This window comes from Mycoplana sp. 10N416, from assembly GCF_056394765.1.
This window is the reverse complement of sequence record NZ_JBFTIM010000001.1, coordinates 723,849-748,971: the sequence shown is the minus strand read 5'-3', so window position 1 is coordinate 748,971 and position 25,123 is coordinate 723,849. Positions and strand designations below refer to the sequence as shown.

Genomic DNA, 25,123 nt, shown 5'->3' with positions numbered 1-25,123 from the left:
CGTCAGCGGAAGAGAACTGGAGGCGCCGTATCGCTGAAGTGCCCGAGATGGTGGACGGCGGCACGTGGCGACACCGGCCGCAATCGCCTTGCAGTTGTAAGCTTGTTACCGAAGGAACAACACCCGGCTTCCGCGCCAATTAGCAATCGGCTCACGCCAGACCGGCGTTGCAACTCTAATTCTCGAGGAAGCCATGAGCAAGAAAGTGAATTCTATCGCGGCGCTCCGGGCGTCGCTTGCGCTAGATCCGCTGGCAGTCGGCTACACCATCCCCGGCGTCGGCGATCAGAGCGAGTATGGTGACGACGGCAACAATGTAATCAACACTGGTTCCGGCCGTGACCGGATCAGCGCGGGCCTCGGCGCCGATACGGTCATCGCCGGCACGGGAGACGACGAAATCAAATACGCCTCGCCGGCAGAGCTTTCCGGCGACAAGATCGACGGTGGACTGGGCTTCGATGAACTCGAAGTCGATTTCAGCAATTCGGCCACGGGCGTTACCTTTGCCGCATTCGATCCAATCATTGCGAAGACCGTCTTCGGCGCCAGCATCGTCAATGTTGAGCAGTTCGAACTCTACGGCAGCAGCTATGCCGACAGTTTCACCGGTGGCCGGTGGGACGACTGGTTCGCCGGCCGTTCTGGCAACGACATCCTCAGTGGAGGGATCGGCCGGGACTGGCTCGACGGCGGTGACGACAACGACAAGATTTCCGGCGGCAACGGCGACGATTCACTGATGGGCGGCGACGGCGACGACTCCATTTTCGGCGGCTACGGCGAGGACTACGTTGCCGGCGACGAGGGCAACGACACCATGTCGGGCGGTGCCGGCTACGACTACATGTACGGTCACTCCGGCAACGACACCATCAAGGGTGACAGCGGCAACGACACGATTTCTGGCGGCTCTGGACGCGACTATATCGAAGGCGGCACCGGCAACGACACGCTCGCCGGCGACGCCGACAACGACACGGTCCTCGGCGGCGCGGGCAACGACTCGATCCGCCACAACATGGAAGACTGGGCCAGCGACGGTAAGGACATATTGGACGGCGGCGCAGACGTCGACACCCTCGTCCTGCACGGATTTTCCGGCACCTTCACCGCCAAGGCGTCGACTGTGAAGCAGACGCTATACAACGGCACGACCATCGTCAATTTCGAGACTTACGACATCTATGGCTCGGAAGGCGCAGACAAGCTCACCGGCTGGTCCGGCGCTGACACCCTTATCGGCAACTCGGGAAACGATACGCTTATCGGCCTCGGCGGAAACGATCACCTCAGTAGCGGCCTCGGCGTCGATGTTCTCGATGGCGGCGACGGCAACGACCTACTGATCGCCGGGAGCGGCGGCAAGGACACCATTAAGGCCGGCAAGGGCTACGACAGCGTCTGGATCGAACGATACGACAGCAAGAGCAACCTGACCTTCAGCGTCTCGGGAGCAAAGGCCACGCTTTCCGACGGCACCGTCGTGACAGATGGCGAGAGTTTCACGGTCACAACGGGCAGCGGCAACGACGTGCTTTCCGCCGGGACCGCCAGCTTCGTCGATTTCGATGCCGGCAGCGGCAACAACAGAATGACGGGTGGCAAAGGGAACGACAATTTCTACAGCACGAGTGGCAGCGACACCGTCAGGGGCGGCGACGGGAACGACCGGATCATCGATTATGGCGGCGGTACCAACCTGATGGATGGCGGCAATGGCAATGACTATCTGTCTGCCGATACGCAGGCGGGCACCGCGCTGACGACGATGCTCGGTGGCGCCGGCAACGACACGATAACGGTCAACAACGCCAGTGGCTCGACGGCCGGACGCTTCACCGTTGATGGGGGAGCGAACACCGACACGCTCTGGATCAATCGCTACGACAGCAAGGCGAACCTGTCCTTCGTGCTGTCCGCCAACGCAACGCTCGTCAACGGCGGCGTCACGGCGAAGAACTTCGAGCGTGTCAACCTCTCTGCGGGCCAGGGCCACGATTCGCTGACAGGCGGCAAGCTGGACGACGACCTGAATGGCATGGCCGGCAACGACACGCTCAAGGGGCTCGCCGGCAACGACTACCTGACGGGTTGGATCGGCGCCGACAAGCTTTACGGCGGCGATGGCAACGACATCCTCTGGGGTTCCGGCGGTCTTCCGGATACCGGCGCTGACAAGCTCTACGGCGAAAACGGCAACGATATCCTCCACATGGACGCCGGCGACTATGCATCGGGAGGCAGCGGCACCGACCGCGTCATCATCAATTGCAGCGAAGTTTCGTCCGACGTCTCCTTTGTCTTCAGCACCGGCACGGTCAAGGTGAATGCCAACACCTCCTTCGCCGGCATGGAAGTGATGGAATACACCGGCGGGTCCGGCCGGGATACGGTCACCGGTAGTGTGAACAGCGACTTCCTCGAAGGTGGTGCCGGCAACGACACGCTCAGGGGCGGCAGTGGCAACGACGTCCTTATCGACGGCAAGGGTAATGACAAGCTCTACGGTGATGCGGGCAACGACAAGTTCATCCGCTACGCCGATGAAGACGGCACCGACTATTTCAACGGTGGATCCGGCATCGACACGCTTGAAATCAACGTCGTCTCAGACCGTTCCGTCATCATAGATCTTGAAAACAACGCGAAGAACGGCGGCGTTGCCTCCGGCCTGAGCTTGGTCAGCATCGAGAACGTGATCGGCGGGAACGGGGATGACACCATCCTTGGCAACGCGTCCGCCAACACGCTGAAGGGCAGCTTCGGTGACGACAAGCTCGATGGACGCGCCGGAAACGACAAGCTCGAAGGGGGTGGCGAAGGCGATACGTTGACCGGCGGGTCCGGTGCCGACCAGTTCATCTATGCCTCGGGAAATGCGATCGGCTCCGGCGACCGGATCACCGACTTCAAGCGCGGCGAGGACAAGCTCGTCATCGACAAGGGTGTCTTCGGTTTTTCCAAGCTCGTGCTCTATTCAGGCAACGATCTGAAGGCAACGGGCAAGGCCGCCCAGTTCTTCTTCGAAAAGGACAACGGGCGTCTGTGGTACGACCGCGATGGCAGCGGCAACGAGCACGACGCGGTTCTGATGGCCACCCTCGACAAGGTGACGTCGCTCTCCGCGACGGACTTCATCCTGATTTGAGGCGGCGGTAGACGAGACTGCCCGCAGCTTTGTCTCTGCGGGGCAGGTCGATGGGAGGCTGCCGGGGCACGTCCTGGCAGCCTCCTCCACATCGCATGCTGTCAGCGATTGCTGCAGAAGCTGCTGATTTATATGACGATTGTTAAATATAGCGCCAACTAAATATTGCGATTGGGTCTTTATTTCCAACGAACCGACGCTACTATGTCCCTGACAAGGTGAGGTGTCGAATTGTCTCAGCTATCTTCCAGCCAGCCCGCTTCGCAGGAAAGACGTGCCAAGCGGCGTGTCGAACTGATCGCCTTCTTCGTGCTGGCTTTCGGAATATGGCCGTTGGTCGCCGTTGGCGTGGTGGGCGGATATGGCTTCCTTGTGTGGATGTTCCAGATCATTTACGGCCCGCCCGGCCCCCCGGGGCATTGAGGGTGTGATGCGGACAGAACCGATATCACGCCGAGAGCTTTTCGTTGGCCGTTCGGTCGCCAGAACGCCGGGCATTTGTCCCCCCGGGGCAACCCTGGAAAGCCTTGACGCCTGTACCGGTTGCGGCCGCTGTGCCGAGCGATGTCCCAGCGGCATCATCCGTCTCAGTGACGGGGTGCCATCCATCGATTTTGCGCGGGGCGAATGCACGTTTTGCGGCGAATGCAGCGCCGCCTGTCCCGAGCCGGTCTTCGTTTTGAACAATGTCACGCGGTTTGCACATGTGGCAGTGGTCGGCGATGCCTGCCTGGCGCGAAACGACGTTGCCTGCCAGTCCTGCGGTGAATGCTGTCCCGAACAGGCGATCCGTTTTCGCCCGCGCATCGGCGGACCTTTCCTTCCCGAGTTGAATGAAGCGATTTGCAGCGGCTGCGGCGCCTGTCTGACTATCTGCCCGGTCGGCGCGATCGAATTGCAGGCGCGCGACATGGAGACGGCCGATGTCTGAGCGGGCGCAGCGCTACCATATTTCCAGCGCCGTGGTTGCGACGATGCCGGCGCACACCGAGGCCGTCCTGGCGGAAATCGCGAAGATGGAAAATGTCGAAATCCACGGACACGGCGGCGGCAAGATCGTCGTCGTGATCGAAGGTACGAGCACGGGCATGCTTGGCGAATGTCTGACGCGCATGTCGCTCCTGGACGGAGTGATCGCCGCGAACATGGTCTTCGAGCATGTCGAGACAGAGGGAGAGTGAAAGCGATGACCGGAACACTGACACGGCGTGACATTTTGAAGGCCCATGCCGCCGGCATCGCCGCGGCCACGGCCGGTGTCGCGCTTCCTGCCGCCGCCCAGCCCGTCCCGGGCGGCGTCGAGGCGCTTCAGATCAAGTGGTCGAAGGCGCCCTGCCGCTTTTGCGGCACCGGTTGCGGCGTGATGGTCGGCGTCAAGAACGGCCAGGTCGTCGCCACCCACGGTGACAGCCAGGCTGAGGTCAACCGCGGCCTCAACTGCATCAAGGGCTATTTCCTCTCCAAGATCATGTACGGCGAGGACCGGCTGACCACCCCGCTGCTGCGCAAGCGCGGCGGTGTCTATGCCAAGGACGGCGAGTTTGAGCCGGTGAGTTGGGACGAGGCCTTCGACGTGATGGCCGAGCAGTGCAAGAAGGTGCTGAAGGAGAAGGGCCCGACGGCCATCGGCATGTTCGGCTCCGGCCAGTGGACCATCTTCGAGGGCTATGCCGCAACCAAGCTGATGCGCGCCGGGTTCCGCTCCAACAATCTCGATCCGAATGCCCGCCATTGCATGGCGTCGGCAGCTTACGCCTTCATGCGCACCTTCGGCATGGATGAGCCGATGGGGGTCTACGACGATTTCGAGCATGCGGACGCCTTCGTGCTGTGGGGCTCCAACATGGCGGAGATGCACCCGATCCTGTGGACGCGGGTCGCCGACCGTCGCCTCGGCCAGCCGCATGTCCGAGTGTCGGTACTCTCGACTTTCACCCACCGCAGCATGGATCTCGCCGACATTCCCATCGTCTTCAAGCCGGGAACGGATCTGGCGATCCTCAACTATATCGCCAACCACATCATCCAGACCGGGCGTGTGAACCAGGACTTCGTCCAGCGGCACACGCGGTTTGCGCGCGGCGTTACCGACATCGGCTACGGCCTGCGTCCGGACGACCCGCTGGAGAAAGCCGCTGCCAATGCCGCCGAACCTGGGAAGATGGAGCCGATCGACTTCGAGGCCTTCAAGGAGCTCGTATCCGAATACACGCTGGAAAAGGCGGCCGAGCTGAGCGGCGTCGATCCGGAGTTCCTGGAGCAATTGGCCGAGCTCTACGCCGATCCGAAGACCAAGGTCATGTCGCTCTGGACGATGGGCTTCAACCAGCATGTGCGCGGCGTCTGGGCCAACCAGATGGTCTATAACATCCACTTGCTGACGGGTAAGATCTCCGAGCCCGGCAACAGTCCGTTCTCGCTGACCGGGCAGCCGTCCGCCTGTGGGACCGCCCGCGAGGTTGGCACCTTCGCCCATCGCCTTCCGGCTGACATGACCGTCACCAATGCCGAGCATCGCAAGCGGGCGGAGGAGATCTGGCGCATCCCCGACGGCATCATCCCCGACAAGCCGGGCTACCATGCCGTGCTGCAGGACCGCATGCTCAAGGACGGCAAGCTCAACTTCTACTGGGTGCAGGTCAACAACAACGTCCAGGCCGCCCCCAACACCAGCAACGAGACCTGGCAGGGCTATCGCAACCCGGACAACTTCATCGTCGTCTCCGACGCCTATCCGACGATCACCGCCATGAGCGCCGACCTGATCCTGCCGGCCGCCATGTGGGTGGAGAAGGAGGGCGCCTACGGCAATGCCGAGCGCCGCACCCAGGTCTGGCGCCAGCTTGTCCAGGCCCCCGGCGAGGGCCGGTCGGACCTTTGGCAGCTCGTGGAGTTCTCCAAGCGTTTCACGACCGACGAGGTCTGGCCCGCCGACATTCTCGACGCCAACCCGCAATATCGCGGCAAGACCCTGTACGACGTGATCTTCCGTAACGGCGAGGTTGACCGCTTTCCGCTCAGCGACCTCGATGCCGACTACGACAACCAGGAGGCCAAGGACTTCGGCTTCTACATCCAGAAGGGCTTGTTCGAGGAGTATGCCACCTTCGGGCGTGGACACGGCCATGATCTGGCACCCTTCGACATGCTGCACGAGGTGCGCGGGCTGCGCTGGCCGGTGGTCGACGGCAAGGAGACGCTGTGGCGCTACCGCGAGGGCTTCGATCCCTTCGTGAAGCCCGGCGAAGGCGTGAACTTCTACGGCCAGCCGGACGGCAAGGCGGTGATCCTGGCCGTGCCTTACGAGCCGCCGGCGGAATCTCCGGACGAAGAGTATGACGTCTGGCTCGTGACCGGCCGCGTCCTGGAACATTGGCACTCGGGATCGATGACGATGCGCGTGCCCGAGCTCTTCAAGGCGTTCCCCGGTGCGCGCGTGTTCATGAACGCCGACGACGCGCGCAAGCGCGGCATCAATCAGGGTGCGGAGGTGCGCATCGTTTCGCGGCGCGGCGAAATCCGCTCGCGCGTCGAGACGCGCGGCCGCAACCGGATGCCGCCCGGCGTCATCTTCGTCCCGTGGTTCGATGCCAGCCAGCTGATCAACAAGGTCACGCTCGACGCCACCGATCCCATCTCCAAACAGACGGATTTCAAAAAATGCGCGGTCAAAATTGTCCCCATCGCCTGAGGCGGCCTGATTGGATGGTGGTCGCGGCAGGTGTCCTGCTGTTTGTCGCGACGGCCGCAATCGCCCAGGTGGTGCCGCAAACGGCACCGCAGCTGGTAGGGCGCACGCCCTCAATGGAGACCGGCCCTGCGGCGCCGTTGCCGAAATGGATCATCGACGATAAACGCCGGATGCGCGCCTATCCCGACCAGCCGCCGGTCATCCCGCATTCGATCGAGGGCTACGAGCTGTCGGTCAACGCGAACCGGTGCCTGTCCTGCCACAAGCGAGAGTTCACCCAGAACTCCGGTGCGCCGATGATCAGCGTCACGCACTACATGACACGCGACGGCCAGATGCTCGCCGACGTCTCGCCGCGGCGCTACTTCTGCACGGCCTGCCACGTGCCGCAGGCCGACACTCAGCCGCTGGTGAACAACGTCTTCAAGGACATGAGCGAAATGGGCGTCAAGCCCGCTGGGAGCGAGTGACGCCATGATCACATGGATCAAGAAGGTCGTTCTCTGGGCTTGGAATATCATCGCGACGCCGGCGGGCACGCTCGGCCTCGGCTTCCTGACGCTCGGCGGCTTCGTTGGCGGCGTGATGTTCTGGGGCGCCTTCAACACCGCGCTGGAATTGACCAACACCGAGCAGTTCTGCACCTCCTGTCACGAAATGCGCGACAACGTCTATCAGGAACTGACCCACACCATTCACTTCTCGAACCGATCCGGTGTGCGGGCTTCCTGCCCGGACTGCCACGTACCGCATCAATGGACGGACAAGATCGCCCGCAAGATGCAGGCCTCGAAGGAGGTGTGGGGCAAGATTTTCGGCACCATCAACACGCGGCCGAAGTTTCTTGAAAAACGCCTCGAACTTGCCCAGCACGAGTGGGCGCGCCTGAAGGCGAACGACAGCCTCGAATGCCGCAACTGCCATTCCTCGACGGCAATGGACCTGCAGAAGCAGACGGAACGGGCCGCGGAGATTCACACGCGCTATCTACTCCCCGGCAAGGCCACTTGCATCGACTGCCACAAGGGTATCGCCCATGAACTGCCCAACATGGAAGGTATCGATCCCGGCTGGAGGATGCCGCCTGAAGTGGAGGGGAAGAGCGCGGCCAATGCGACGCCGATCGGCGATCTGAGCCGTGCGATGGCCGAACTTCACGCCGAGGCATTCTGACAGCCAGGGTGGGCCCCGGTCTTGTGGGGCCCGCCTGCAGCACTACAGCGCGAGGGCGACGCAGGGCGGGCATCCGCCCCTGTTCACCCCATCCTTGGGAGGCCTACTGGGCTTGCTGACAGGCCTTCAGCGCCTTGAAGGCTGCATCGGTTCCGGCAAGCTTGACGACAATCGCCTTGCCCCCTTCCGGGGTAATCGTGACGGCGTTCTTCTTGGCAAGGTCGTATATGAAGTCAGCATTGTTCACCCACACGTATGCTCCCCGATAGCCTCCGATCACCTGGCCTTCGGCTTCACCGCTGAATTTTTGCCCGTCGACGTCAAAGAGAACCGGAATTTTCTTGCCGGAGGCGACATTGGCATCGGCCTTTGTGTAGAGCGCCATGTAGCCGCGCATCTTACCCTTCGCGTCGATGCCCATCTGGATCTGCGTCCCGTCGGCGTTGGCCTTCTTGATCAGGCATCCGGGGCCCATCTCGTCTTTCACGAGGATCTCCCAGCCGGCTTCCGAACCGTATTTCTTCTGGGCGATTGCCCCCGTTGCAGCCAGGGCCGAGAAGGCCAGGGCCATTCCCACGATGATCTCGCTTCTCATGACAGGCTCCTTTCTGTTCGGCTCGTCCCGAGCCGAAGCGCACAAAAGACCTCAGTTCAGCGGGACACCGTGCGCGACCGGCCGGTGTCGATTTTCACTGTCGTCATTCTCCCGCTTCGTTCCGCATAGCCCGAGATAAACCCACCGCGACGTGCGGAGCACGCTGGTCAACGTAGTTCGGCGGCGCTCGGCCGCTCGCAAACGAATGCATCCCTATCCCTATTGGGACAAGCAGGTCTGGATGAGGTTTGAGTTGTCTCCTGCCTTCACTCCCACGTTGCTCGGGCTGTCCGCAGCGCTTCATGGTGGGCAGAACAGGGCACAATATGCCACCATCAAAGCTCAAAATCCAGCCGGAGCACCGCAAATCGAGGCTCAAGCGGTGACAGCATGGTCGCAATGCGGCGTTGGGACTCGGCGTCGCGCCACGGCAAGTTGCTGTATCGCGAGACCTTTTTGGTAACGCGCGACATCGCTCCCGCCCCGGGAGGCAAGGGGAAAGAGTGCCGCGAAAGCGATGGCGATCGACAATGCCACGTGTCCGGTCCGGCTGACGACATGCAGCCGACCTGTAAGCGGACGAGGGCGGGGGTCAGTTTAATATTCTGTCCGGCGACCATCGCGGATCGTAGGTGAGGGTGACGGCCACATCGCGCACGCCGTCGACGCCGGCAGCACAGGTGCGCACCGCCTCCTGCAGGAAGGCCGCGGCCGGACAGCCCGGCGTCGTCGTCGTCATCGAGATTGACACGTTGCCGTCCCGGTCGCTGGAAACGTCGTAGATCAGGCCGAGGTCAACGACGTTTTTCCCCAGTTCGGGATCCATGACGATCGTCAGGGCTTCGCGAATGCGCTGGTCCAGGTCTACCCGTTCGATCTGTGACATCTATGACGCCTTTCCCAAGCGGATCATGATGCGATAGGTATCGCCATTTTCGTCGAAATTGCCGAACCACTGGTGCCCGCGCTTGGCAAGTTCCGGATAAAGCAGCAGTGGCTCGCGCGACAGCAGCGCGAAGATGACCTCGCCGGCCTGCCGGGATTCCGCTTCGGACAGGATCTGCACCAACGGTTCGGGCGGCGGCAGGTCGGTCAGGTCCAGCTCGACGACAGGATCGGGCCAGAGTTCCGGCGCGTCGGCCTCCTGGGATAGCTGCACGTCGGGCAACGCCCTGGGAACGAAACGGATCTCGAAGCCGCCTTCGATCTCGTTCACCTCATGGTCGAAACCGCGACCGTCCATGACGGCGTAAAGCGGCTGAGGTCGGAAGGGGGCCAGAAGCCTCAACCCCTGTCCTGGTTGGAGAGCGCTGACGGCGCTCATGATCGCCTGAAACGGCTCGCCGCCATTCTGCAGGATGGGCCTGACGTCAAGTTCCGCGAAGTTTTCGGTCATTGTCATCTCCAATAGGAAGAAAGAGGCGGGGCCGCGGCACGCCCGGCGGCAGGCGTATTTCGGGCGGCGCGCAGGAGAGCCGACGCGCGCGCATAAATTCGACGATAAGGCCGAGGGTTGCAAGGATCTGCAGCACCCCCGCGGCCATGAAAACCTGAAGTTCCTGGACGAACAGCGCCAGCGCCGCGACGCCCACCGTGATGATGTAGAGGCCGAACCACCATGCCGCTCTTTTCTCGTTGACGAGATCCTGGACCCGCGGCACCGCCGTCTTGCCGAGAACAGGACCGTAGCATTCCATCCAGGTCAGGAAGGGAACGATCTTGTAGAGCTGCCCGAGACCGAGGGTGGTGAGCCAGCCCATGGCCAGGACGTAGACCAGCACGGAGGCGTTCTCGGCGAGTGTGCCGTCAAGGGCGAAGGCCGCAAAGAGCATGGCCGACAACAGGAGAAGGGCCACGGCGGCCAAGCTTATCAGCGTGTTGAGCTCTGCCGTCTTGCGCCGCCGTTGCCGGAAGATGCTGACGATATCGTACACGTAAAAGCCAAGCCCGATAAAGGAGACGGCTGCTGCTGCATAGAGCGCCAAGGGCCTTGGCGACTCGATTCCCGTCAGCACAGTCGCGATCGTGGCGAGCAGCAGTGAAATGACGCCGGCGGCAAAGACCAGGTGGGTCGTCCTGCGGTCACGTTCCGGAGAGAGCAGGAACATGGAGAGCAGGCGATAGGATACACCCATGGCCATGATCGTCATCCACCCCACCAGCCCGAAGGTCGCGTGCAACCCGATGCCCCCTATGAGAAGGTTGAGCACGTGCGCATCATCGACAAGTCCGGACAGGCCGGCGGTGAAGCACAGGCCCAGCAACACCGTCACACCCATGGCAACTAGCCCGATGACGACGAAGCGTGCAGGAAGCTCCAACGGCCGCGCCGACCAGATCGTCGCAACGAGACTTGCCGCGAGTGCCGAAAAACCGGAGGCCAGTAGGACGCCGCCGGCCGGCAGGACAAGCGGGTCGACTGACACGCGGCCGTTCAGGCCGAGAAACCCTACAAGCAATGTCAGCAGGCCGGCAACGATCAGCACCAGCGCGGGCAGCGCCAGAGAAGGCGCCTTCAGCGGTTTGGCAACGAGCACCGGAACGAACTGCAAAAGAGCGCCGGAAAACAGCAGTCCCAGCCAGCCAATCGCGATGGTATGAACGATAACCAGCGTCTCCGGCGCCTCGACAGGCAGCACGGGATAACCGAAGCCTGCTGTCAGCATGACCTCCCCGGCGAGCAGGAAGACCAGTGCGACAGCGAAATAGGACATCGTCCATCGGGACAGCGTGGCACCGGGCATTTCGTCACCTCGTCGACACAAGGTCGGTTATTGGCTCAGTGTCCGCAACTACAGCCGCAACCCGCGCTGTGGTTGCGCTGGATTTCTACCCGCCAGACCTGCGGACCCTGCTCGAGATATTCCCACTGGAACTGTTCAGGATAACGCGTCTCGATCAGGTAGTGCAACGGACGGGGGTCGTGATCGCTCGTGACATGCATGATGCCGCCCGGCGCGAGGGCGGTCAGCACACCGAAGATCGTCGGGTGGCGATCCGGCGGGGCGATCGTCCGGACATCGATCAGCGGTATGTTTTCGGAATTTGACATGTTGCTTTCCATTGGCCCCTGTCGCGTTCGTTGGGCGACTGGACCAGCATCACCCCACCTCGAAAACCTAGCGATGCGCTGCCCGCTTCAATTTGTCGCCGGGCAAACAATAGTCAAAAACCGCCTCGCGGCATTTGCGATTCATCAAAGACGGAGGGTGGTCGCGCCCCTAGGGTCGCCCGCAGAGCCAACGAGTAGAGAAATCCGATGTCCCAAGCCATCATGGAAAAATACGGCGAGGCGAGATTGCCCCGCTACACGAGCTATCCGACCGCCCCGCATTTTGCCCCGCTGGAGGACAAATCGGTCTATTCCGACTGGCTCTGCGCCATTCCGGGCGGCGAGCGGACCTCGGTCTATCTGCACATTCCCTTCTGCCGGTCGATGTGCTGGTACTGCGGCTGCCATACGACGATTACCGAACGCGATCGTCCGATCCTGGACTATCTCGACGTGCTGCACCAGGAGATCGAACTGGTGGCGAAGACGAGGGGCAGGTCCTTCTCGGTCGGCGAGATCCACTTCGGTGGCGGTACGCCGACCATCATCAAGCCGGGGGAGTTCGTCTCGCTGATGGATGCGCTGCGAAGCCGGCTCGGCTTTGCCGATCAGGTGAACACGGCCGTGGAGATCGATCCGCGTACCCTGACCGAAGACATGGCCGCAGCACTCGGCCAATCCGGCGTGACGCGCGCAAGTCTCGGCGTACAGAGCTTCGATCCGGTCGTGCAGAAGGCGATCAACCGGATCCAGAGCGTCGAGACGACCAGCCTCGCGGTCGACAACCTGAGAAAAGCCGGCGTTTCGGCCCTGAACTTCGACCTGATCTACGGCCTGCCGTTCCAGACAGTCGAGTCCTGCGTGGCGACCGTCGAGGCTGCGGTCGGCCTGCGCCCGGATCGCCTTGCCGTCTTCGGTTATGCGCATATCCCGACGTTCAAGAAGCACCAGCGCATGATCGACGAGGCAGCGCTTCCCGATGCCGCCCAGCGAAGCGCGCAGGCCGAAGCGATCGCCGACGCCCTGGTTGCCGCAGGCTATGAGCGCATCGGCCTGGATCACTTTGCCCTGCCGGGTGACGAACTCGCGCTCGCCCAGAGGGATGGCCGCCTCCACCGCAATTTCCAGGGTTACACCACCGACGATTGCTCGACCCTGATCGGTCTTGGCGCCTCGTCGATCGGCAAGTATGCGCAGGGCTACATTCAGAATGAAGTGCCGCCCGGCCTCTACGCCGGTCGCGTCGCCAGCGGCGAGCTCGCCGCGGCCAAGGGGTACAGCCTGACGGCTGAGGACCGGTTCCGGGCCGAGCTGATCGAACGGGTGATGTGTGATTTTTCCGTCGACATCGCGGCGATCGCCTCTAGGCACGGTTTCGAACCGCAGGCCGTGCTCGAAGGCAACGCCGTGCTCGATGAACTCAAGCAGGACGGCCTGATCGCGATCGACAACGATGTCGTTCGGGTGGAGGAGCGCTATCGCTTCATCGTTCGCTCGGTTGCATCTGCCTTCGACGCCTACCTCGGCAAGAGCGCGCGCACCTTCAGCAAGGCCGCCTGATCCGCTTTCATCCCATTACGAACCGAAAAGAAGAAGGCCCAGCAATCCGCCGATGCTGGGCCTTCAGTGCGAGGAAGTCCAAGTGGAGCCATTCTGGACTTCCTCGCGCTCACATCGCGGATCCTTGGTCCCCCTAAACCGTCAGTCCGCGATAGATCGTGGGCAACGCCACCGGCAGCTTCGAGATGTCGCTGACGAGCGCAAAGCCGTTCCGGCCGAAGAGGGTCGGAAGGTAGTTGTTGGCATCGCGGTCGACGGTGACCGCGAACACGCTGGTGCCGGCGCGACGCGCCTCCTGCACGGCTCGACGAGTGTCCTCCAGCGCGAAACGACCCTCATAGTGGTCGATGTCGTTCGGCTTGCCGTCGGTCAGCACGAGCAGCAGCTTCTTCCGGCTCGGCTGCTTTTGCAGTTCTGCGGTGGCATGCCGGATCGCCGTTCCCATGCGGGTGTAGTAACCCGGCTTCAGACCGGCGATGCGGTCCTCGATCGTGCCGTTGATCGTCTCCCCGAACCCCTTGATCGTCTCGATGCGCACCCAGGAGCGGCGCCGCGACGTGAAGGTGAGGATGGAGTGCGTGCTGCCGCAAGCGGCAAGCCCATGCGCCAGCACGAGCAGGGCTTCCTTTTCCACGTCGAGCACGCGGCGGTCGTCCACCCATGCGTCCGTCGACAGCGAGACGTCCACAAGGATCGTCGTCGCCAGGTCCGGCGCTACCGGCCGGCTCGCCAGGTGGATGCGGTCGCTGCCCTGGCCGCCCGCGGCAAGGTCAGCGCGCGAACGGATCACGGCATCGAGATCCAGCTCGGCTCCGTCCAGTTGCGCCTTGAGGAGTTCATGGCGGGGACGCAGCACCTCGAATTGCCGCCGGACCTTGCGCATAAGTGCCCGCGTCTCATCGTTGGGGGCGCTTCTCTCCCCAAGGGTCGTCGCCGGCACGGCAAGAACGTTCGTGTAATTGTCGAGGTAGCGGCCCTTGCGGTAGTCCCACTCCGGATAGCTGATCTCGGCGGCGATGGTGGATAGATCGACCATCTCTGGCGGCAGATCGAGATCGAAGCGGAACTTCGACGACGGCCGTTCCTTGCGCTGGCCGAGCTTCATCTCGTCGAGGTCGTCGGCCGCCTTGCTGTCGTTCTCCTCGCTGTCGTCCGTCGGGCGATCGACATTGACCATCTCGGCCATCGCCAGGATCTTCTCGAAGCGGTTGAGGATGAAGGGGCTGCGGTCGGAATTTCGCTCTTCGTCGCTCTGTCGCGTCGCCAGATAGCGCGCGTTTCCGGCCATTGCCGGCCCTTCCGGACCGTTCCGGCCGGTGTCTTCGGTCTTCGTTGCCGTTTCCGCGCGGACGTGGAACTCAGGCCACAGCGGCACGCCCATCATCGGCTGGTAGCCGGCCGGCGCGTGATGGGGAAAGATCGCCGGCGGGGTGGCATCGGCAATCCCGGCGCCTTTCCGCAGCAGGCCGAGGATGCGGTTTTCCACCAGTTGCTCCACGGCGGGAAGAATGCCGCGGGTTCGTTCCTTCAGGATCGCGCTGCACAGCCGCGCATAGGTTTGGCGCAGTCCGGGCAAGGCGTCGAGAATGTTTGCGACCATCCGCTGCGCTGCTTCGATGCGTTGCAGGTCGCGGCGCAGTGGATCCGTGCCGTCGGGTTCGTCCAGTTCCATCGCCGCCATCGCCGCGGCGAGCCAGATGTAGAGATCCCGGTTCAGTTGTTTGTCGGGAAAGTGGTCGATCACCGGCGGCAGCATGGCCGTGGAGCGGTCGCGGGTGGCGCCGGCGACCTTCTCCTCGCCGAGCCCCACCAGTTGTCTTATCCGCAGGCGGTGGCGCGAGGTTCGCCCATGCGCCGGCGTCAGCTGTACCGCCGACTCTCCGCCGAAGCCTCTGAAGCAGGTCGGGAGAATCGGCTTCAACTCGTCGAAGGAAACCGCATGCTCGGGATAGCGTGGCATGCTCGCCGTCGTTCCGACGAGCCGATGCCAGAACTTGCCGACCGTTTCCTCCAGTTCGAGAAAATCGAGCATAGCCAAGCCCTCAGTTGATGACGGCGTTGGCGACTTCGACCAACGCGGAGCGGATGTCCGGTTCGTCGGTGAGCGGTTCGATCAGTGCGGCCAGGACCGCTTCTTTCACCGGCATCCCGCTGTCGATGAGGGCTGCGCAGTAGACGAGCAGGCGCGTCGAGACGCCCTCCTCGAGATCATGGCCCTTCATTGCACGCAGCCGATGGGCAAGATCGACAAGCGGCGCGACCTTGGCGGCATCCAGCCCGCTTTCGATCGCAACGACGGCAATCTCCTGTTCGCGCGGCAGGAAGTCGAACTCGATGGCGACGAAGCGCTGCTTCGTCGAGGGCTTCAGCGCCTTCAGGATGTTCTGGTAGCCGGGATTGTAGGACACGACGAGCATGAAGCTGCTCGGCGCCTCGAGCGTCTCGCCGGTGCGCTCCAGCGGCAGGATCCGGCGGTCGTCGGTGAGGGGATGCAGAACGACGGCGACGTCCTTGCGCGCTTCGACGATCTCGTCGAGGTAGCAGACGCCGCCATGGCGCACGGCGGTCGTCAGCGGACCGTCGACCCAGACCGTGTCGCCGCCCTTCAACAGGTAGCGGCCGGTCAGGTCGGCTGCGGCGAGGTCGTCATGGCAGGAAACGGTCGTCAGCGACAGGCCGAGGCGGGCGGCCATATGGCTGACGAAGCGGGTCTTGCCGCATCCCGTCGGCCCCTTCAGCAGCAGCGGCAGCTGCCGCACCAGCGCAGTCTCGAACAGGGCGCATTCGTTGCCCTTGGGTACGTAGTGCGGGATGTTTTCCTGCGAAAGCGATTGGGGAGTCTTCAGAAGGTTCATGGCGGATTTCCTTGAAAGAGAGGGGGGTGAATGCGGCTCCGTCGGGTACGGAGCCGCATTCCCTCATTCGGCCGGCTGGATTGCCGAGGAGACGCGGGGATTGCGCTCCTTGCCCGGCACGAACAAGGCCCAGAGGAACATCAGCGCGGAGATCAGGACGACAACCCCCGAGCCGAGCCGGATCCAGTAGAACACGGCGAGCTGGTCCTGCACGTCCATGTAGCTTTCGCCGAGGACACGCTGCAGGTGGACCTGGATCACGCCGGCAAAGGTCAGCGCGAAGGTCATCACCGACATGGCGGTGCACATGATCCAGAAGCTTGCCATCGACAGCCACTGGTTATACGGCGCGCGGCCCCGGATCTCGGGAATCGCATAGGCCATGATGGCGAGGTTGAGCATCACGTAGGCGCCGAAGAAGGCGAGGTGGCCGTGAGCCGCGGTGAGCTGCGTGCCGTGGGTGTAGTAGTTCACCGACGACAGTGTGTGCAGGAAGCCCCAGACGCCGGCACCGAAGAAGGCCATGACCGAGCAGCCGATCGACCAGAGGAGGGCGGCACGGTTCGGGTGTTTGCGGCCTGCCTTCCAGGTCATGACGAAGGTGAACATGACCATGGTGAAGAACGGTGCGACTTCAAGGGTGGAGAAGAGCGAACCGATCCACTGCCAGTAACCCGGAGCGCCGATCCAGTAGTAGTGGTGGCCGGTACCGAGGATACCCGAGAAGAGCGCCAGGCCGACGATGACGTAGAGCCACTTCTCGACGACCTCGCGGTCGACGCCGGTGAGCTTGATCATCAGGAAGGCCAGGACCGAGGCCATGATCAGCTCCCACACGCCTTCGACCCAGAGATGCACGACGTACCACCAGTAAAGCTTGTCGAGGGCGAGATTGATCGGGTTGTAGAAGGCGAACAGGAAGAAGATCGCCACGCCCCACAGCCCGAAGATCAGGATGTTGGTGACCACCGTCTTGCGACCCTTCAGGACGGTCAGCGTGATGTTGTAGAGGAACATCAGGCAGACGACGACAATGCCGATCTTGATGGCAAAGGGCTGTTCGAGAAACTCGCGTCCCTCGTGAATGTGGAAAAGATAGCCGACGACGGCAATCGCAGCGGCGACCAGGAAGAGCCAGAACTGCACGATGGCGATCTTGGTGCTGTAGAGCTCGGTCTCCGCTTCCTCGGGAAGCAGGTAGTAGGTCGCGCCCATGAAGCCCATCAGGAGCCAGACGATCAGGGCGTTGGTGTGGACCATGCGGACGATGTTGAACGGCAGGAGCTCGGCGAGCGTGTTCGGCAGTACGTATATCGTACCGGCGAGCACCCCGAACAGGACCTGGGCGAGAAACAGGCCGAGCGCGCCGTAGAAATACAGCATCGCGACCTTCTGGGTTTGATATTTCATGTGAAGGTTCCTTTCCCGGTCAGCCGGCGTCGTTCGGCGGCCACTTCTGCGTGTTGATGCGGCTCGTCCATTCCAGGAAGTCCGCCAGATCGTTCAGTTCCTGCTCGGTGAGATTGAATTGCGGCATCTGGCGACGGCCTTCGATGCCAGACGGCTGTGCTGCCATCCAGCCCTTCAGGGTTTCGCGGGCGGCCTCCGGGTCGGTGTCGCCGCCCCAGCGCTTCCAGACGTTGCCGATTTCGGGCGCGTAATAGGCGCCTTCGCCAAGCAGCGTATGGCAGTTGATGCAGGAGTTCTTCTCCCAGATATGTTTGCCGCGTGCGACCGAGTCGGTGAGCGTCGACTCATCGGTGGAGGTCGTGCGCACGTAGTAGTGGCTATGGGCAGTGAGCCCGATGAATATTGCGAAAAAGAAGGCCGAGCCGCCGTAGAAGACGTTTCGGGCTCCTGTCTTTGTAAGGCGTTCCGCCATTCCGAGGTCCCCTTGATTTGAGCGGCCGCATCGCCCCGATGCGTCGAGCAGTCATGCCCGCCGCAACCCCGGGTACGACCGGACGCAAACGACCATCAGTTCCTTCGGATTTTTCCCAAGTCGCTTCTTTGCGATTTGGCAAACAAGAAAGCAGTGGGGGGAGGCGTGTCTACAGGAGAGTTGGAGACGTGTTTCGCGCTCCGGCGAGAGGCCGAAACGCGACTTGCGGGTATGCCGTGGAGTGTGGCGCGGCCTTTCAGAGGGGGCCGCCGTATTCATGCAAAGTGATCGCTCAAAGCGTGTCGAGAAGGCCTGCCGCCAGTGACTTCGCCAGGATTGCGACCGTGAAAAACACCGGCCAGGCAAGAAGTGCCACGGCGAGCCTTGGGCGTTCGCGTAGGTGCATGAAGTCGAGGATGATCAGACGCGCCTTGAAGACGGTCAAGACTAGGACAGTAACGACGGCGGCAAACGGCATCGCCTCGTGTTTCCATTGCGCGGCGATCAGCCCGGAAACGATGCCCATCATCAGGATCCAGTTGGTGCTGGCAAACAGCGAAGCGGAGGATCTGGCTTTCATCGTCATCACCCGAAGTAGATCAGAGGAAACATGACGAGCCAGACAAGATCGATGACATGCCAGACGGTCGTCAGAATCAGGACGTTGCCGCGCTCGGGCCTCCGGGCGACAAGCACGAACAGGCCGGCGACGAAGGCAACGTGCGCCAGATGGAAGCCCGTGATCATGAAGTACAGCTCGAAGAAGGTGCTGAAGGTTTCGTCGCCGGCATATTTCCATTCCGAGCTGTATTCGACGAATTTGAGGGCGACGAACAGAAAGCCCAGTGCAGCGGCCAACAGCAGGCAGACGCGCTGTTGCAACAGGCTCGCGCCTTTCCGCGCCGCAAGCGCTGCCTGCCATCCGCTTGTGAGCAGGACGATCGTGTTGATGCTGGCAATGCGTGACGACAGGTGCAACTGCGCCGCATCGAAGGTCTCGGCATGAAGGATCGACATGACGAGGTAGCCGAACAGGAGGATGCCGAAGGCGGCCAGTTCGCTCCAGACGAGCACCCAGAGCAGCAGATCGCCGCCTTCGTCGGTGGAGTCGGCCTGTGACAACGGCACCATCGTCATGTGAATCTCCCGCTCTGTTTGCGCCTTGCTTGACGCATTCCGACGGCCCGCTCTTTGCCTTTTCGCAAAGACGGAAGCAGGCAGGGCGTTAGCATTGGCAAAAATCAAGAGGTTCCTGATATGTCCGACGCCCAGGCCGGCCTGCTCGTGGCCACCCCCGTCATCGTCGCCTTCGCGATCGCCCTTCACCGGATGGGTGTGCTGCAGCGTTACAGTGCTGTCGCGGCGGTTCTGTTTTCCGTCGCGATTGCCGCGGTGCTGTTTCTGCAGCAGTAAAAACTGGACTGCTGGATCCGGAAAATTCCGCCGTTGTTTGTTCCAGCGCAAAGATGACCCAACCGGCGCGTGCATAAACATGACTTAAATAGTCATGTTAAAGGGTGGACAATCACATGCACGCATCTCGCTCCCTGGCCATCGCAGGCGTTGGTCTTCTGGCCTTTTTCCATCTTCCCGCCTACGGCGCGGAGTATCCGATCGGCGAGCCGCAGCTCGTCAGCGGCATGGAGATTGCCGCGGTCTATCTCCAGCCGATCGAAATGGAACCGGCGGGCATGATGGCGCCCGCGAGCGAGACCGATATCCATCTCGAGGCCGATATTCATGCGACCGCCGACAATACGAACGGATTCGCCGAGGGCGACTGGCTGCCGAACCTCGCAGTCGATTACCGGTTGACCAGGCTGGACGACGGGCGGCAAGCCAACGGTGTTCTCATGCCGATGGTGGCAAGCGACGGCCCGCACTACGGCGACAACGTCAAGCTGATGGGACCGGGCAAGTACCGGCTTGAATTCGTGGTCAACACGGGCGGCGAAGGCCATGGCCATTTTGGGCGCCACGTCGACAAGGAAACGGGCGTGGCACCATGGCCGCAGCCGGTCACGGTATCCTACGAGTTCGTCTTCGCCGGGACAGGCAAGAAGGGCGGCTACTAGAATGCGGCCGGTAGCGGCGCTTCTCTTCGCAGCTTCGCTTTTGACGTCGACCGGCGTTGCCCATGCAGACGGCGATCCGGTCTTCGTCATCGAGTTCAAGGACGGCGCAATCGAACCAGCCGAACTGGTCGTGCCCACAGGTGTGCGCTTCAAGCTGGAGCTTCACAACACCGGCGCCAGCCCGGTCGAGTTCGAGAGCCTGGTGCTGCGCAAGGAGAAGGTGCTCGGACCGGGCGCCTCCAGCTTCATCGTCATCCGGCGGCTCGATCCGGGTGAATATGAATTCTTCGACGATTTTCACCTCGACATGCCGCCAGCCAGGCTGATTGCAAGATAGGAGCCCAGGCGCATGTCCGGGAATATGATCCAGATCGTCCTCGTCGTGTGGCGCGAGAGCATCGAGGCGCTGCTGGTGGTGGGGATTCTCAGTGCCTTCCTGATGAGGCAGCCGGAAGCGGCGCGTCGAAAGGGCCAGGCCTATCTTCGCGCCGGTATCGTCGCGGGCCTGCTGCTCGCGATGGTGATCGCCGGCATCATCCTCTTCGTCGGCGAATGGCTGGACGGCGATCGCCAGGACTATTTTCAGGCGACGATGGTGTTTGTCGCTGTCGCACTGATCGTTCAGATGGTGTTCTGGATGCGCAGTCACGGGCGGCAGATGCAACAGGCGCTCGAAACCAGCGCGGGCAGCGCCTTGGCGGCCGCGAATGGCTGGGGGCTGCTGCTGCTTGCGGCACTCGCGATTGCCCGTGAGGGCAGCGAGACGGCGATCTTTCTCTATGGGATCCTGGCATCCTCCGGTGGCAGCCTGGACTTCGACGCGATCGTGGCCATTGCACTGGGCTTCGGCGCCGCGCTCAGCTGCTACCTGATCCTGCAGGCCGGTGCCCGTGCCGTGACCTGGCGCGTCTTCTTTCGGGTGAGCGAAGCGATGCTGCTGATCCTTGCCGGTTCGCTGTTGATGAGCGGGCTGGACAGGCTGATCTCGCTGGATCTCGTGTCGCCGCTCTCCGCACCCTTGTGGGATACGTCCTGGCTCATCGATGACGGACAAGGGATCGGCGGCCTGATTGCGTCGCTGACCGGTTATCGCGCCCGGCCGGAGCTGCTGCCCCTGCTGGTCTTCGCAAGCTATTGGCTGGCCGCGGTCATCCTGCTCGGTGGCGGGAAACGGTGGAGAGCGGCGGCTGCGTCATGAACATCTTCAATGCCGTTCCCGCGACCTATGCCGTCCCCAAAAAGGCCGATCCGTGGCAGCGGGTCGGCGACTGGCTGTTTCGCCACCGCACGCACATCCAGGTTTTGCAATGGATCGTGGTGGGATTCTACCTGGCACTGTTGATCGTGCCGCTCCTTTTGCCGCTTCCCGATCGCACGGCCACTATTTGGAACAATACCATCCGCTTCGCCCAGTTCATGTTCTGGGGCATCTGGTGGCCGTTCGTCATCCTCGGCACGGCCCTTGTGGGGCGCATGTGGTGCGGGCTGTTGTGCCCGGAAGGGTCGCTCTCTGAATTTGCCAGCCGCCATGGCCGCGGTGGAGCGATCCCCAAGTGGATCCAGTGGTCCGGCTGGCCGACGGCGGCTTTCGCGCTCACCACGCTGTATGGGCAGATGACGAGCGTCTACCAGTATCCGAAGCCGGCCGCGCTCATCCTTGGCGGTTCGACGGCGGCGGCGATTGCGGTCGGCTATGCCTATGGTCGCAACAAGCGCGTCTGGTGCCGCTATCTCTGCCCGGTCGGCGGCGTTTTCGCTCTGCTTTCCAAGCTGGCCCCGCTGCATTTCCGTGTCGAACCCGTCTTATGGCGCCTGTCGCAGGAGCGGGGGGAGAAGCCGGGTGCGATCGACTGCGCGCCGCTGGTGGCCATCAAGACGATGCGCGGCGCCAGCGATTGCCACATGTGCGGTCGTTGCAGCGGCTTTCGTGGTGCCATCACGCTGGCGCGCCGCTCGCCCAGCCATGAAATTATCCATGTGGCCGGCGTGACGCCGAAGCCGGCCGAGACCGTCCTCATCCTCGCCGGGTTGATGGGGCTTGCGGTTGGCGCGTTCCACTGGAGCGCCAGCCCCTGGTTCATCGCCGCCAATCAGAGACTGGCGGAATTCCTCATCGAAGCGGGATGGGGCGCACCGCTGGAGATCACCCTGCCTTGGTGGATCCTGACGAACTATCCGGAGCGCAACGACGTGCTGACGCTCGCCGATGGCGGCTTGCTTGTCGGCTATGTCCTGGGCACGGCCGCCGCGGCGGCTGTCCTGCTTTCCGCCGCGCTGGCACTTGCTGTCCGTTGCCTCGGCCAGTGGGATGTCCGCCGCTTTCATCATCTGGCCCAGACACTGATTCCGCTGGCCGGAGCCGGTCTGTTTCTCGGGCTTTCGGCGATGACGGTGACCCAACTGCGGTCAGACGGCGTCGTCATTCCGTTCGTTGCGCAACTCCGCGCGCTTCTCCTCTGCCTCGCTGCGGCGTGGAGCGCCTACCTCGGCTGGCGCGTGGGCGGGCTCTACACCCGGTCGTCCGTCGCCCGTTTCGGCGCCATGCTGTGCCTCTCGAGCGCGTGGACAATTGCGGTCTCGGGCTGGGTGTTGTTCTTCTGGCTGTGGTAGGACGCAGTTTGGCCGTGCAGGCGTCTGCAGATCAGGTTCGTGTCCGGGCGCTTAGCACCGGGCGCGGGATCGGGCGGAGCAGGGACGCCAGGTGGGCCTTGAGGAATAGCGCCCAGCCGGCCATCCAGAGCAGCGCGGCAACGGGCATGAGATCAATCGCTTCTGCTGGAAACAAACCGGCTGCGATCCGCGCAGGAGCTGACAGCCACACGAGCATGAAGGCGAAGGCAAGGGTGGGTGAAAGAACGAGATACTCGCCCCGTCGCTGCATCGCTGCACGCCCCATGATCGCAAACATCATCGTGCCCATCGCGCCCATGGTCAGGCCGTGCAAGGCCGTGGCGACACCGATGATGTCGGGCCGGAGCAGGGCAAGCCCGACCAGCAGCAGTCCCGCCGGGAGCCAGAACCAGGCGAGGTGCAGCACGAGGAGCGCCGGATAGCGGATCGTGGCCATGAACCGCCATCTGGTCATCCGGACGAGTTGCAGGACGGCCGAAGCGATAAGACAGATGCCGGCGACAATGTCCGTTTCCAAAAGTGCTAGGCAAGCGCCCGCCAAAAGTGCCCCGATTGCAGCCGCCGACAGCCCCTGGCTGTCTCGTACACGCGCCCGGATTTGCGTGCGTTCCAGCCAGTGGCGGGTGAAGGCAGGCACGGCGCGCCCGCCGACGCCACTGATCAGAAACGCAAAGACCAAGACGGCCACGAGCGCAGTTTCCCCGGTGCGCAAGCGATTCGGTTCGACCAGCAATGCGCAATCAGTCGCGGTGAGGCCGATGACCGGTACGAGAAGCCATGCCTTTGACCAGAGACGGGCAGAGAGCAGTGTGCAGGCGAGAAACGCCGCGAGGAAGAGGAAGTAGGCGAGGACGGCGATTATCTGCAGGCCAAAGGGCAGCGATCCCGCTGCAGCGAAACCCAGGCGGGAAAGCAGCCACAGCGCCGTGAGCGCCATCGTTGTCCTGCAGGAGACCTTCCGTCCAGTCCAGGCCGGCAGAGCCGTCAGCAGATAGCCGCCGACCGCCGCGCCGCCCATGCCGAACAGCAGCTCGTGCAGATGCCAGAGGACGGGATCACCTCCGATCCCGCCAGGAAGCAGCCAGACAGACGGTGCCGCCAGCGCCCACAGTCCTGCAAACAGGAACAATGAGCGATGCGGCGCCTGCCAGAACGGATAGGCCGCCCAGCGCGTCAAGGATGCTGTCAGGCTGGAATGCCGCTGCGCTCGAAGCGCGGGAACAGCACGCCGTCTTCCAGATGCATGTGGGTCACGAGATCGTCGCAGAACTTGCGCACGCCGGTGTAGAGCGCGGTCCAGGACCCGCATGCGCCCGCCGGCAGTGCCAGCCCGTGCGTGGCATGTTCGATTTCGGCCAGCAATTTTGCCGTATCGTCATGCTCGTCGCGCATCTGGGCCAGTGGGTGATCGATCATCGGGCTGCCGCCGCGCCGCATCATCGGAAACAGCAATTGTTCCTCCCGGTGCATATGGCCATCGAGATCCTCGCGCATCGCGATCAAGGCGTCGGCGAGACCCAGCGGCGCGTTCGGATGATCGCCATGCACGCGCTCCACCTTCTGCGCCAGCGGGATCAGCCATTCGAGCTCCTCCCGGTGGACCTGGTGGTAGCGGCTGATGAGGTGGTCGATTAGCGCTCCGGTTTCCTCCGGCGCATCCCGGCCCGCCGCTGTCGCCAGAGCTTCAAGCTCGGCCACCAGCGCTTCGGGCACGAGCCCGGCTTTGCTTGCGGCATCGGCGAGCGAGACATTGCCGCCGCAACAGAAATTGATGCCGGCGCGGCGAAACAGTTCGGCTGCACCGGGCAGTTCCGCTGCGATGGCGCTCACGGTCTTGTCCAGGGAAATGTCGATCATCGGGTTGTCTCCTTCACAGAGTGATTTGGCTGTTGTCGGTGCCCTTGAACCCGCGGTCAGCGGGCGGGGCGGAAGCTCGTGATCCGGGTCGGATCGGTTTCGATGCGGCCGGCGCCGATCAGGTCCAGGCAATAGGGAATTGCGGCGAACACGGTATTGAGGCTGAGCCGGATCGAGGCAGGATTGCCGGGAAGATTGACGATCAGGGTTTTGCCTCTGATCCCGGCGGTCTGCCGCGACAGGATGGCCGTCGGCGTCTGCTGGAGGCTGGCGCGGCGCAGTTGCTCGCCAAAGCCCGGCAACTCCTTGTGGAGGATCGCAACGGTTCCCTCTGGCGTCTCGTCGCGCGGCGAGGGGCCGGTGCCGCCGGTCGTCAGTACCAGGTCGACATCCTCCTCGTCGCAAAGCGCGGCAAGCGTCGCACTCACACTGTCGCGGCCATCCGGAATGAGCCGCGAAACGGTCTCGAAGGGCGTGGTGATGACGGCGCGCAGCCACGCCTCGATCTCCGGACCGCCCAGATCGGGGTATTCGCCGCGGCTTGCGCGATCGGAAACGGTGACGATGGCAATTCTGACGGTCTTTTCGGTTTCCATGGCCG

26 protein-coding genes and 1 pseudogene are annotated in these 25,123 nt (G+C 62.9%); 13 read left to right on the top strand and 14 right to left on the bottom strand.

What is annotated here, in order from left to right; genetic code table 11:
* Positions 1–193: 193 nt before the first annotated feature.
* The 7 genes and pseudogenes from AC1DDS_RS03615 (at position 194) to AC1DDS_RS03585 (ending at position 8,015) form a co-directional block, all read left to right on the top strand.
* On the top strand, positions 194–3,151 hold the full coding sequence (locus tag AC1DDS_RS03615) for a calcium-binding protein (RefSeq protein ID WP_477477617.1): 2,958 nt from the start codon (positions 194–196) through the stop codon (positions 3,149–3,151).
* A 231-nt stretch (positions 3,152–3,382) separates the two neighbouring features.
* Positions 3,383–3,574, top strand: coding sequence for a periplasmic nitrate reductase, NapE protein (gene napE / locus AC1DDS_RS03610; RefSeq protein ID WP_477477616.1), 192 nt, complete (start codon positions 3,383–3,385; stop codon positions 3,572–3,574).
* A 7-nt stretch (positions 3,575–3,581) separates the two neighbouring features.
* Positions 3,582–4,082, top strand: coding sequence for a ferredoxin-type protein NapF (locus AC1DDS_RS03605; protein ID WP_477477615.1), 501 nt, complete (start codon positions 3,582–3,584; stop codon positions 4,080–4,082).
* Positions 4,075–4,363 (top strand): annotated as a pseudogene (locus tag AC1DDS_RS03600) (chaperone NapD). The gene AC1DDS_RS03605 and the pseudogene AC1DDS_RS03600 overlap by 8 nt, the downstream one beginning before the upstream one ends.
* Positions 4,338–6,842, top strand: a complete 2,505-nt coding sequence (gene napA, locus AC1DDS_RS03595; protein ID WP_477477614.1) for a periplasmic nitrate reductase subunit alpha — start codon at positions 4,338–4,340, stop codon at positions 6,840–6,842. Before AC1DDS_RS03600 ends, napA begins: the two are co-directional and overlap by 26 nt.
* Before the next feature lie 14 nt (positions 6,843–6,856).
* Complete coding sequence (locus AC1DDS_RS03590) at positions 6,857–7,312, top strand: nitrate reductase cytochrome c-type subunit (RefSeq protein WP_477477613.1); 456 nt, start codon at positions 6,857–6,859, stop codon at positions 7,310–7,312.
* A 4-nt stretch (positions 7,313–7,316) separates the two neighbouring features.
* Positions 7,317–8,015, top strand: a complete 699-nt coding sequence (locus AC1DDS_RS03585) for a NapC/NirT family cytochrome c (RefSeq protein WP_405030172.1) — start codon at positions 7,317–7,319, stop codon at positions 8,013–8,015.
* Positions 8,016–8,118: 103 nt separating this feature from the next.
* On the opposite strand, the gene AC1DDS_RS03580 is transcribed toward AC1DDS_RS03585, so the two are convergent.
* The 5 genes from AC1DDS_RS03580 to AC1DDS_RS03560 form a co-directional block, all read right to left on the bottom strand.
* Entirely contained in the window at positions 8,119–8,610 is a 492-nt protein-coding gene (locus AC1DDS_RS03580; RefSeq protein WP_405030171.1) for a hypothetical protein, read from the bottom strand.
* A 592-nt stretch (positions 8,611–9,202) separates the two neighbouring features.
* Positions 9,203–9,496, bottom strand: coding sequence for a metal-sulfur cluster assembly factor (locus AC1DDS_RS03575; protein WP_477477612.1), 294 nt, complete (start codon positions 9,494–9,496; stop codon positions 9,203–9,205).
* A complete protein-coding gene (locus AC1DDS_RS03570; protein WP_477477611.1) occupies positions 9,497–10,012 on the bottom strand; it encodes a DUF2249 domain-containing protein in 516 nt (171 codons plus the stop codon).
* Positions 9,981–11,354, bottom strand: a complete 1,374-nt coding sequence (locus tag AC1DDS_RS03565; protein ID WP_477477610.1) for a hypothetical protein — start codon at positions 11,352–11,354, stop codon at positions 9,981–9,983. Before AC1DDS_RS03565 ends, AC1DDS_RS03570 begins: the two co-directional genes overlap by 32 nt.
* Positions 11,355–11,389: 35 nt before the next feature.
* On the bottom strand, positions 11,390–11,662 hold the full coding sequence (locus tag AC1DDS_RS03560; protein ID WP_310415360.1) for a DUF2249 domain-containing protein: 273 nt from the start codon (positions 11,660–11,662) through the stop codon (positions 11,390–11,392).
* 207 nt (positions 11,663–11,869) lie between these two features.
* Here AC1DDS_RS03560 and hemN point away from each other — a divergent pair, with 207 nt between their 5' ends.
* Positions 11,870–13,222, top strand: a complete 1,353-nt coding sequence (gene hemN, locus AC1DDS_RS03555; RefSeq protein WP_477477609.1) for an oxygen-independent coproporphyrinogen III oxidase — start codon at positions 11,870–11,872, stop codon at positions 13,220–13,222.
* A gap of 133 nt (positions 13,223–13,355) precedes the next feature.
* On the opposite strand, the gene AC1DDS_RS03550 is transcribed toward hemN, so the two are convergent.
* The 6 genes from AC1DDS_RS03550 to AC1DDS_RS03525 all read right to left on the bottom strand — a co-directional run bounded on the left by AC1DDS_RS03550 (position 13,356) and on the right by AC1DDS_RS03525 (position 19,096).
* On the bottom strand, positions 13,356–15,254 hold the full coding sequence (locus AC1DDS_RS03550) for a nitric oxide reductase activation protein NorD (RefSeq protein WP_477477608.1): 1,899 nt from the start codon (positions 15,252–15,254) through the stop codon (positions 13,356–13,358).
* 10 nt (positions 15,255–15,264) lie between these two features.
* A complete protein-coding gene (locus AC1DDS_RS03545) occupies positions 15,265–16,077 on the bottom strand; it encodes an AAA family ATPase (protein ID WP_477477607.1) in 813 nt (270 codons plus the stop codon).
* A gap of 63 nt (positions 16,078–16,140) precedes the next feature.
* Positions 16,141–17,487 carry a cbb3-type cytochrome c oxidase subunit I gene (locus AC1DDS_RS03540; protein WP_477477606.1) on the bottom strand — a complete coding sequence of 449 codons (1,347 nt, stop codon included), beginning with the start codon at positions 17,485–17,487 and terminating at the stop codon, positions 16,141–16,143.
* Positions 17,488–17,506: 19 nt separating this feature from the next.
* Positions 17,507–17,959: a c-type cytochrome gene (locus AC1DDS_RS03535; protein ID WP_477477605.1), complete on the bottom strand. Its 453-nt coding sequence runs from the start codon at positions 17,957–17,959 to the stop codon at positions 17,507–17,509.
* A gap of 292 nt (positions 17,960–18,251) precedes the next feature.
* A complete protein-coding gene (locus AC1DDS_RS03530) occupies positions 18,252–18,539 on the bottom strand; it encodes a cytochrome C oxidase subunit IV family protein (protein WP_477477604.1) in 288 nt (95 codons plus the stop codon).
* 5 nt (positions 18,540–18,544) lie between these two features.
* Positions 18,545–19,096 carry a cytochrome c oxidase subunit 3 family protein gene (locus tag AC1DDS_RS03525; RefSeq protein WP_477477603.1) on the bottom strand — a complete coding sequence of 184 codons (552 nt, stop codon included), beginning with the start codon at positions 19,094–19,096 and terminating at the stop codon, positions 18,545–18,547.
* 120 nt (positions 19,097–19,216) lie between these two features.
* Here AC1DDS_RS03525 and AC1DDS_RS03520 point away from each other — a divergent pair, with 120 nt between their 5' ends.
* The 5 genes from AC1DDS_RS03520 to AC1DDS_RS03500 all read left to right on the top strand — a co-directional run bounded on the left by AC1DDS_RS03520 (position 19,217) and on the right by AC1DDS_RS03500 (position 22,644).
* Positions 19,217–19,372, top strand: a complete 156-nt coding sequence (locus AC1DDS_RS03520) for a hypothetical protein (RefSeq protein ID WP_310415337.1) — start codon at positions 19,217–19,219, stop codon at positions 19,370–19,372.
* A 116-nt stretch (positions 19,373–19,488) separates the two neighbouring features.
* Positions 19,489–20,034: an iron transporter gene (locus AC1DDS_RS03515; RefSeq protein WP_477477602.1), complete on the top strand. Its 546-nt coding sequence runs from the start codon at positions 19,489–19,491 to the stop codon at positions 20,032–20,034.
* A 1-nt stretch (position 20,035) separates the two neighbouring features.
* Positions 20,036–20,371, top strand: a complete 336-nt coding sequence (locus AC1DDS_RS03510) for a cupredoxin domain-containing protein (RefSeq protein WP_477477601.1) — start codon at positions 20,036–20,038, stop codon at positions 20,369–20,371.
* A 12-nt stretch (positions 20,372–20,383) separates the two neighbouring features.
* Entirely contained in the window at positions 20,384–21,232 is an 849-nt protein-coding gene (locus AC1DDS_RS03505; RefSeq protein ID WP_477477600.1) for an FTR1 family iron permease, read from the top strand.
* Positions 21,229–22,644, top strand: a complete 1,416-nt coding sequence (locus AC1DDS_RS03500; protein WP_477477599.1) for a 4Fe-4S binding protein — start codon at positions 21,229–21,231, stop codon at positions 22,642–22,644. The genes AC1DDS_RS03505 and AC1DDS_RS03500 overlap by 4 nt, the downstream gene beginning before the upstream one ends.
* Positions 22,645–22,675: 31 nt before the next feature.
* Here the strand turns inward: AC1DDS_RS03500 and AC1DDS_RS03495 are convergent, their stop codons facing one another.
* Genes AC1DDS_RS03495 through mog form a run of 3 tightly spaced genes read right to left on the bottom strand, consistent with a single transcriptional unit; the run spans position 22,676 to position 25,118 of the window.
* A complete protein-coding gene (locus AC1DDS_RS03495) occupies positions 22,676–23,842 on the bottom strand; it encodes an NnrS family protein (protein WP_477477598.1) in 1,167 nt (388 codons plus the stop codon).
* 8 nt (positions 23,843–23,850) lie between these two features.
* Positions 23,851–24,522, bottom strand: coding sequence for an iron-sulfur cluster repair di-iron protein (gene ric, locus AC1DDS_RS03490; protein WP_477477597.1), 672 nt, complete (start codon positions 24,520–24,522; stop codon positions 23,851–23,853).
* 56 nt (positions 24,523–24,578) lie between these two features.
* Positions 24,579–25,118 (bottom strand): molybdopterin adenylyltransferase, encoded by a 540-nt coding sequence (mog, locus tag AC1DDS_RS03485; protein WP_477477596.1) that lies wholly within the window; start codon positions 25,116–25,118, stop codon positions 24,579–24,581.
* Between the last annotated feature and the right edge of the window lie 5 nt (positions 25,119–25,123).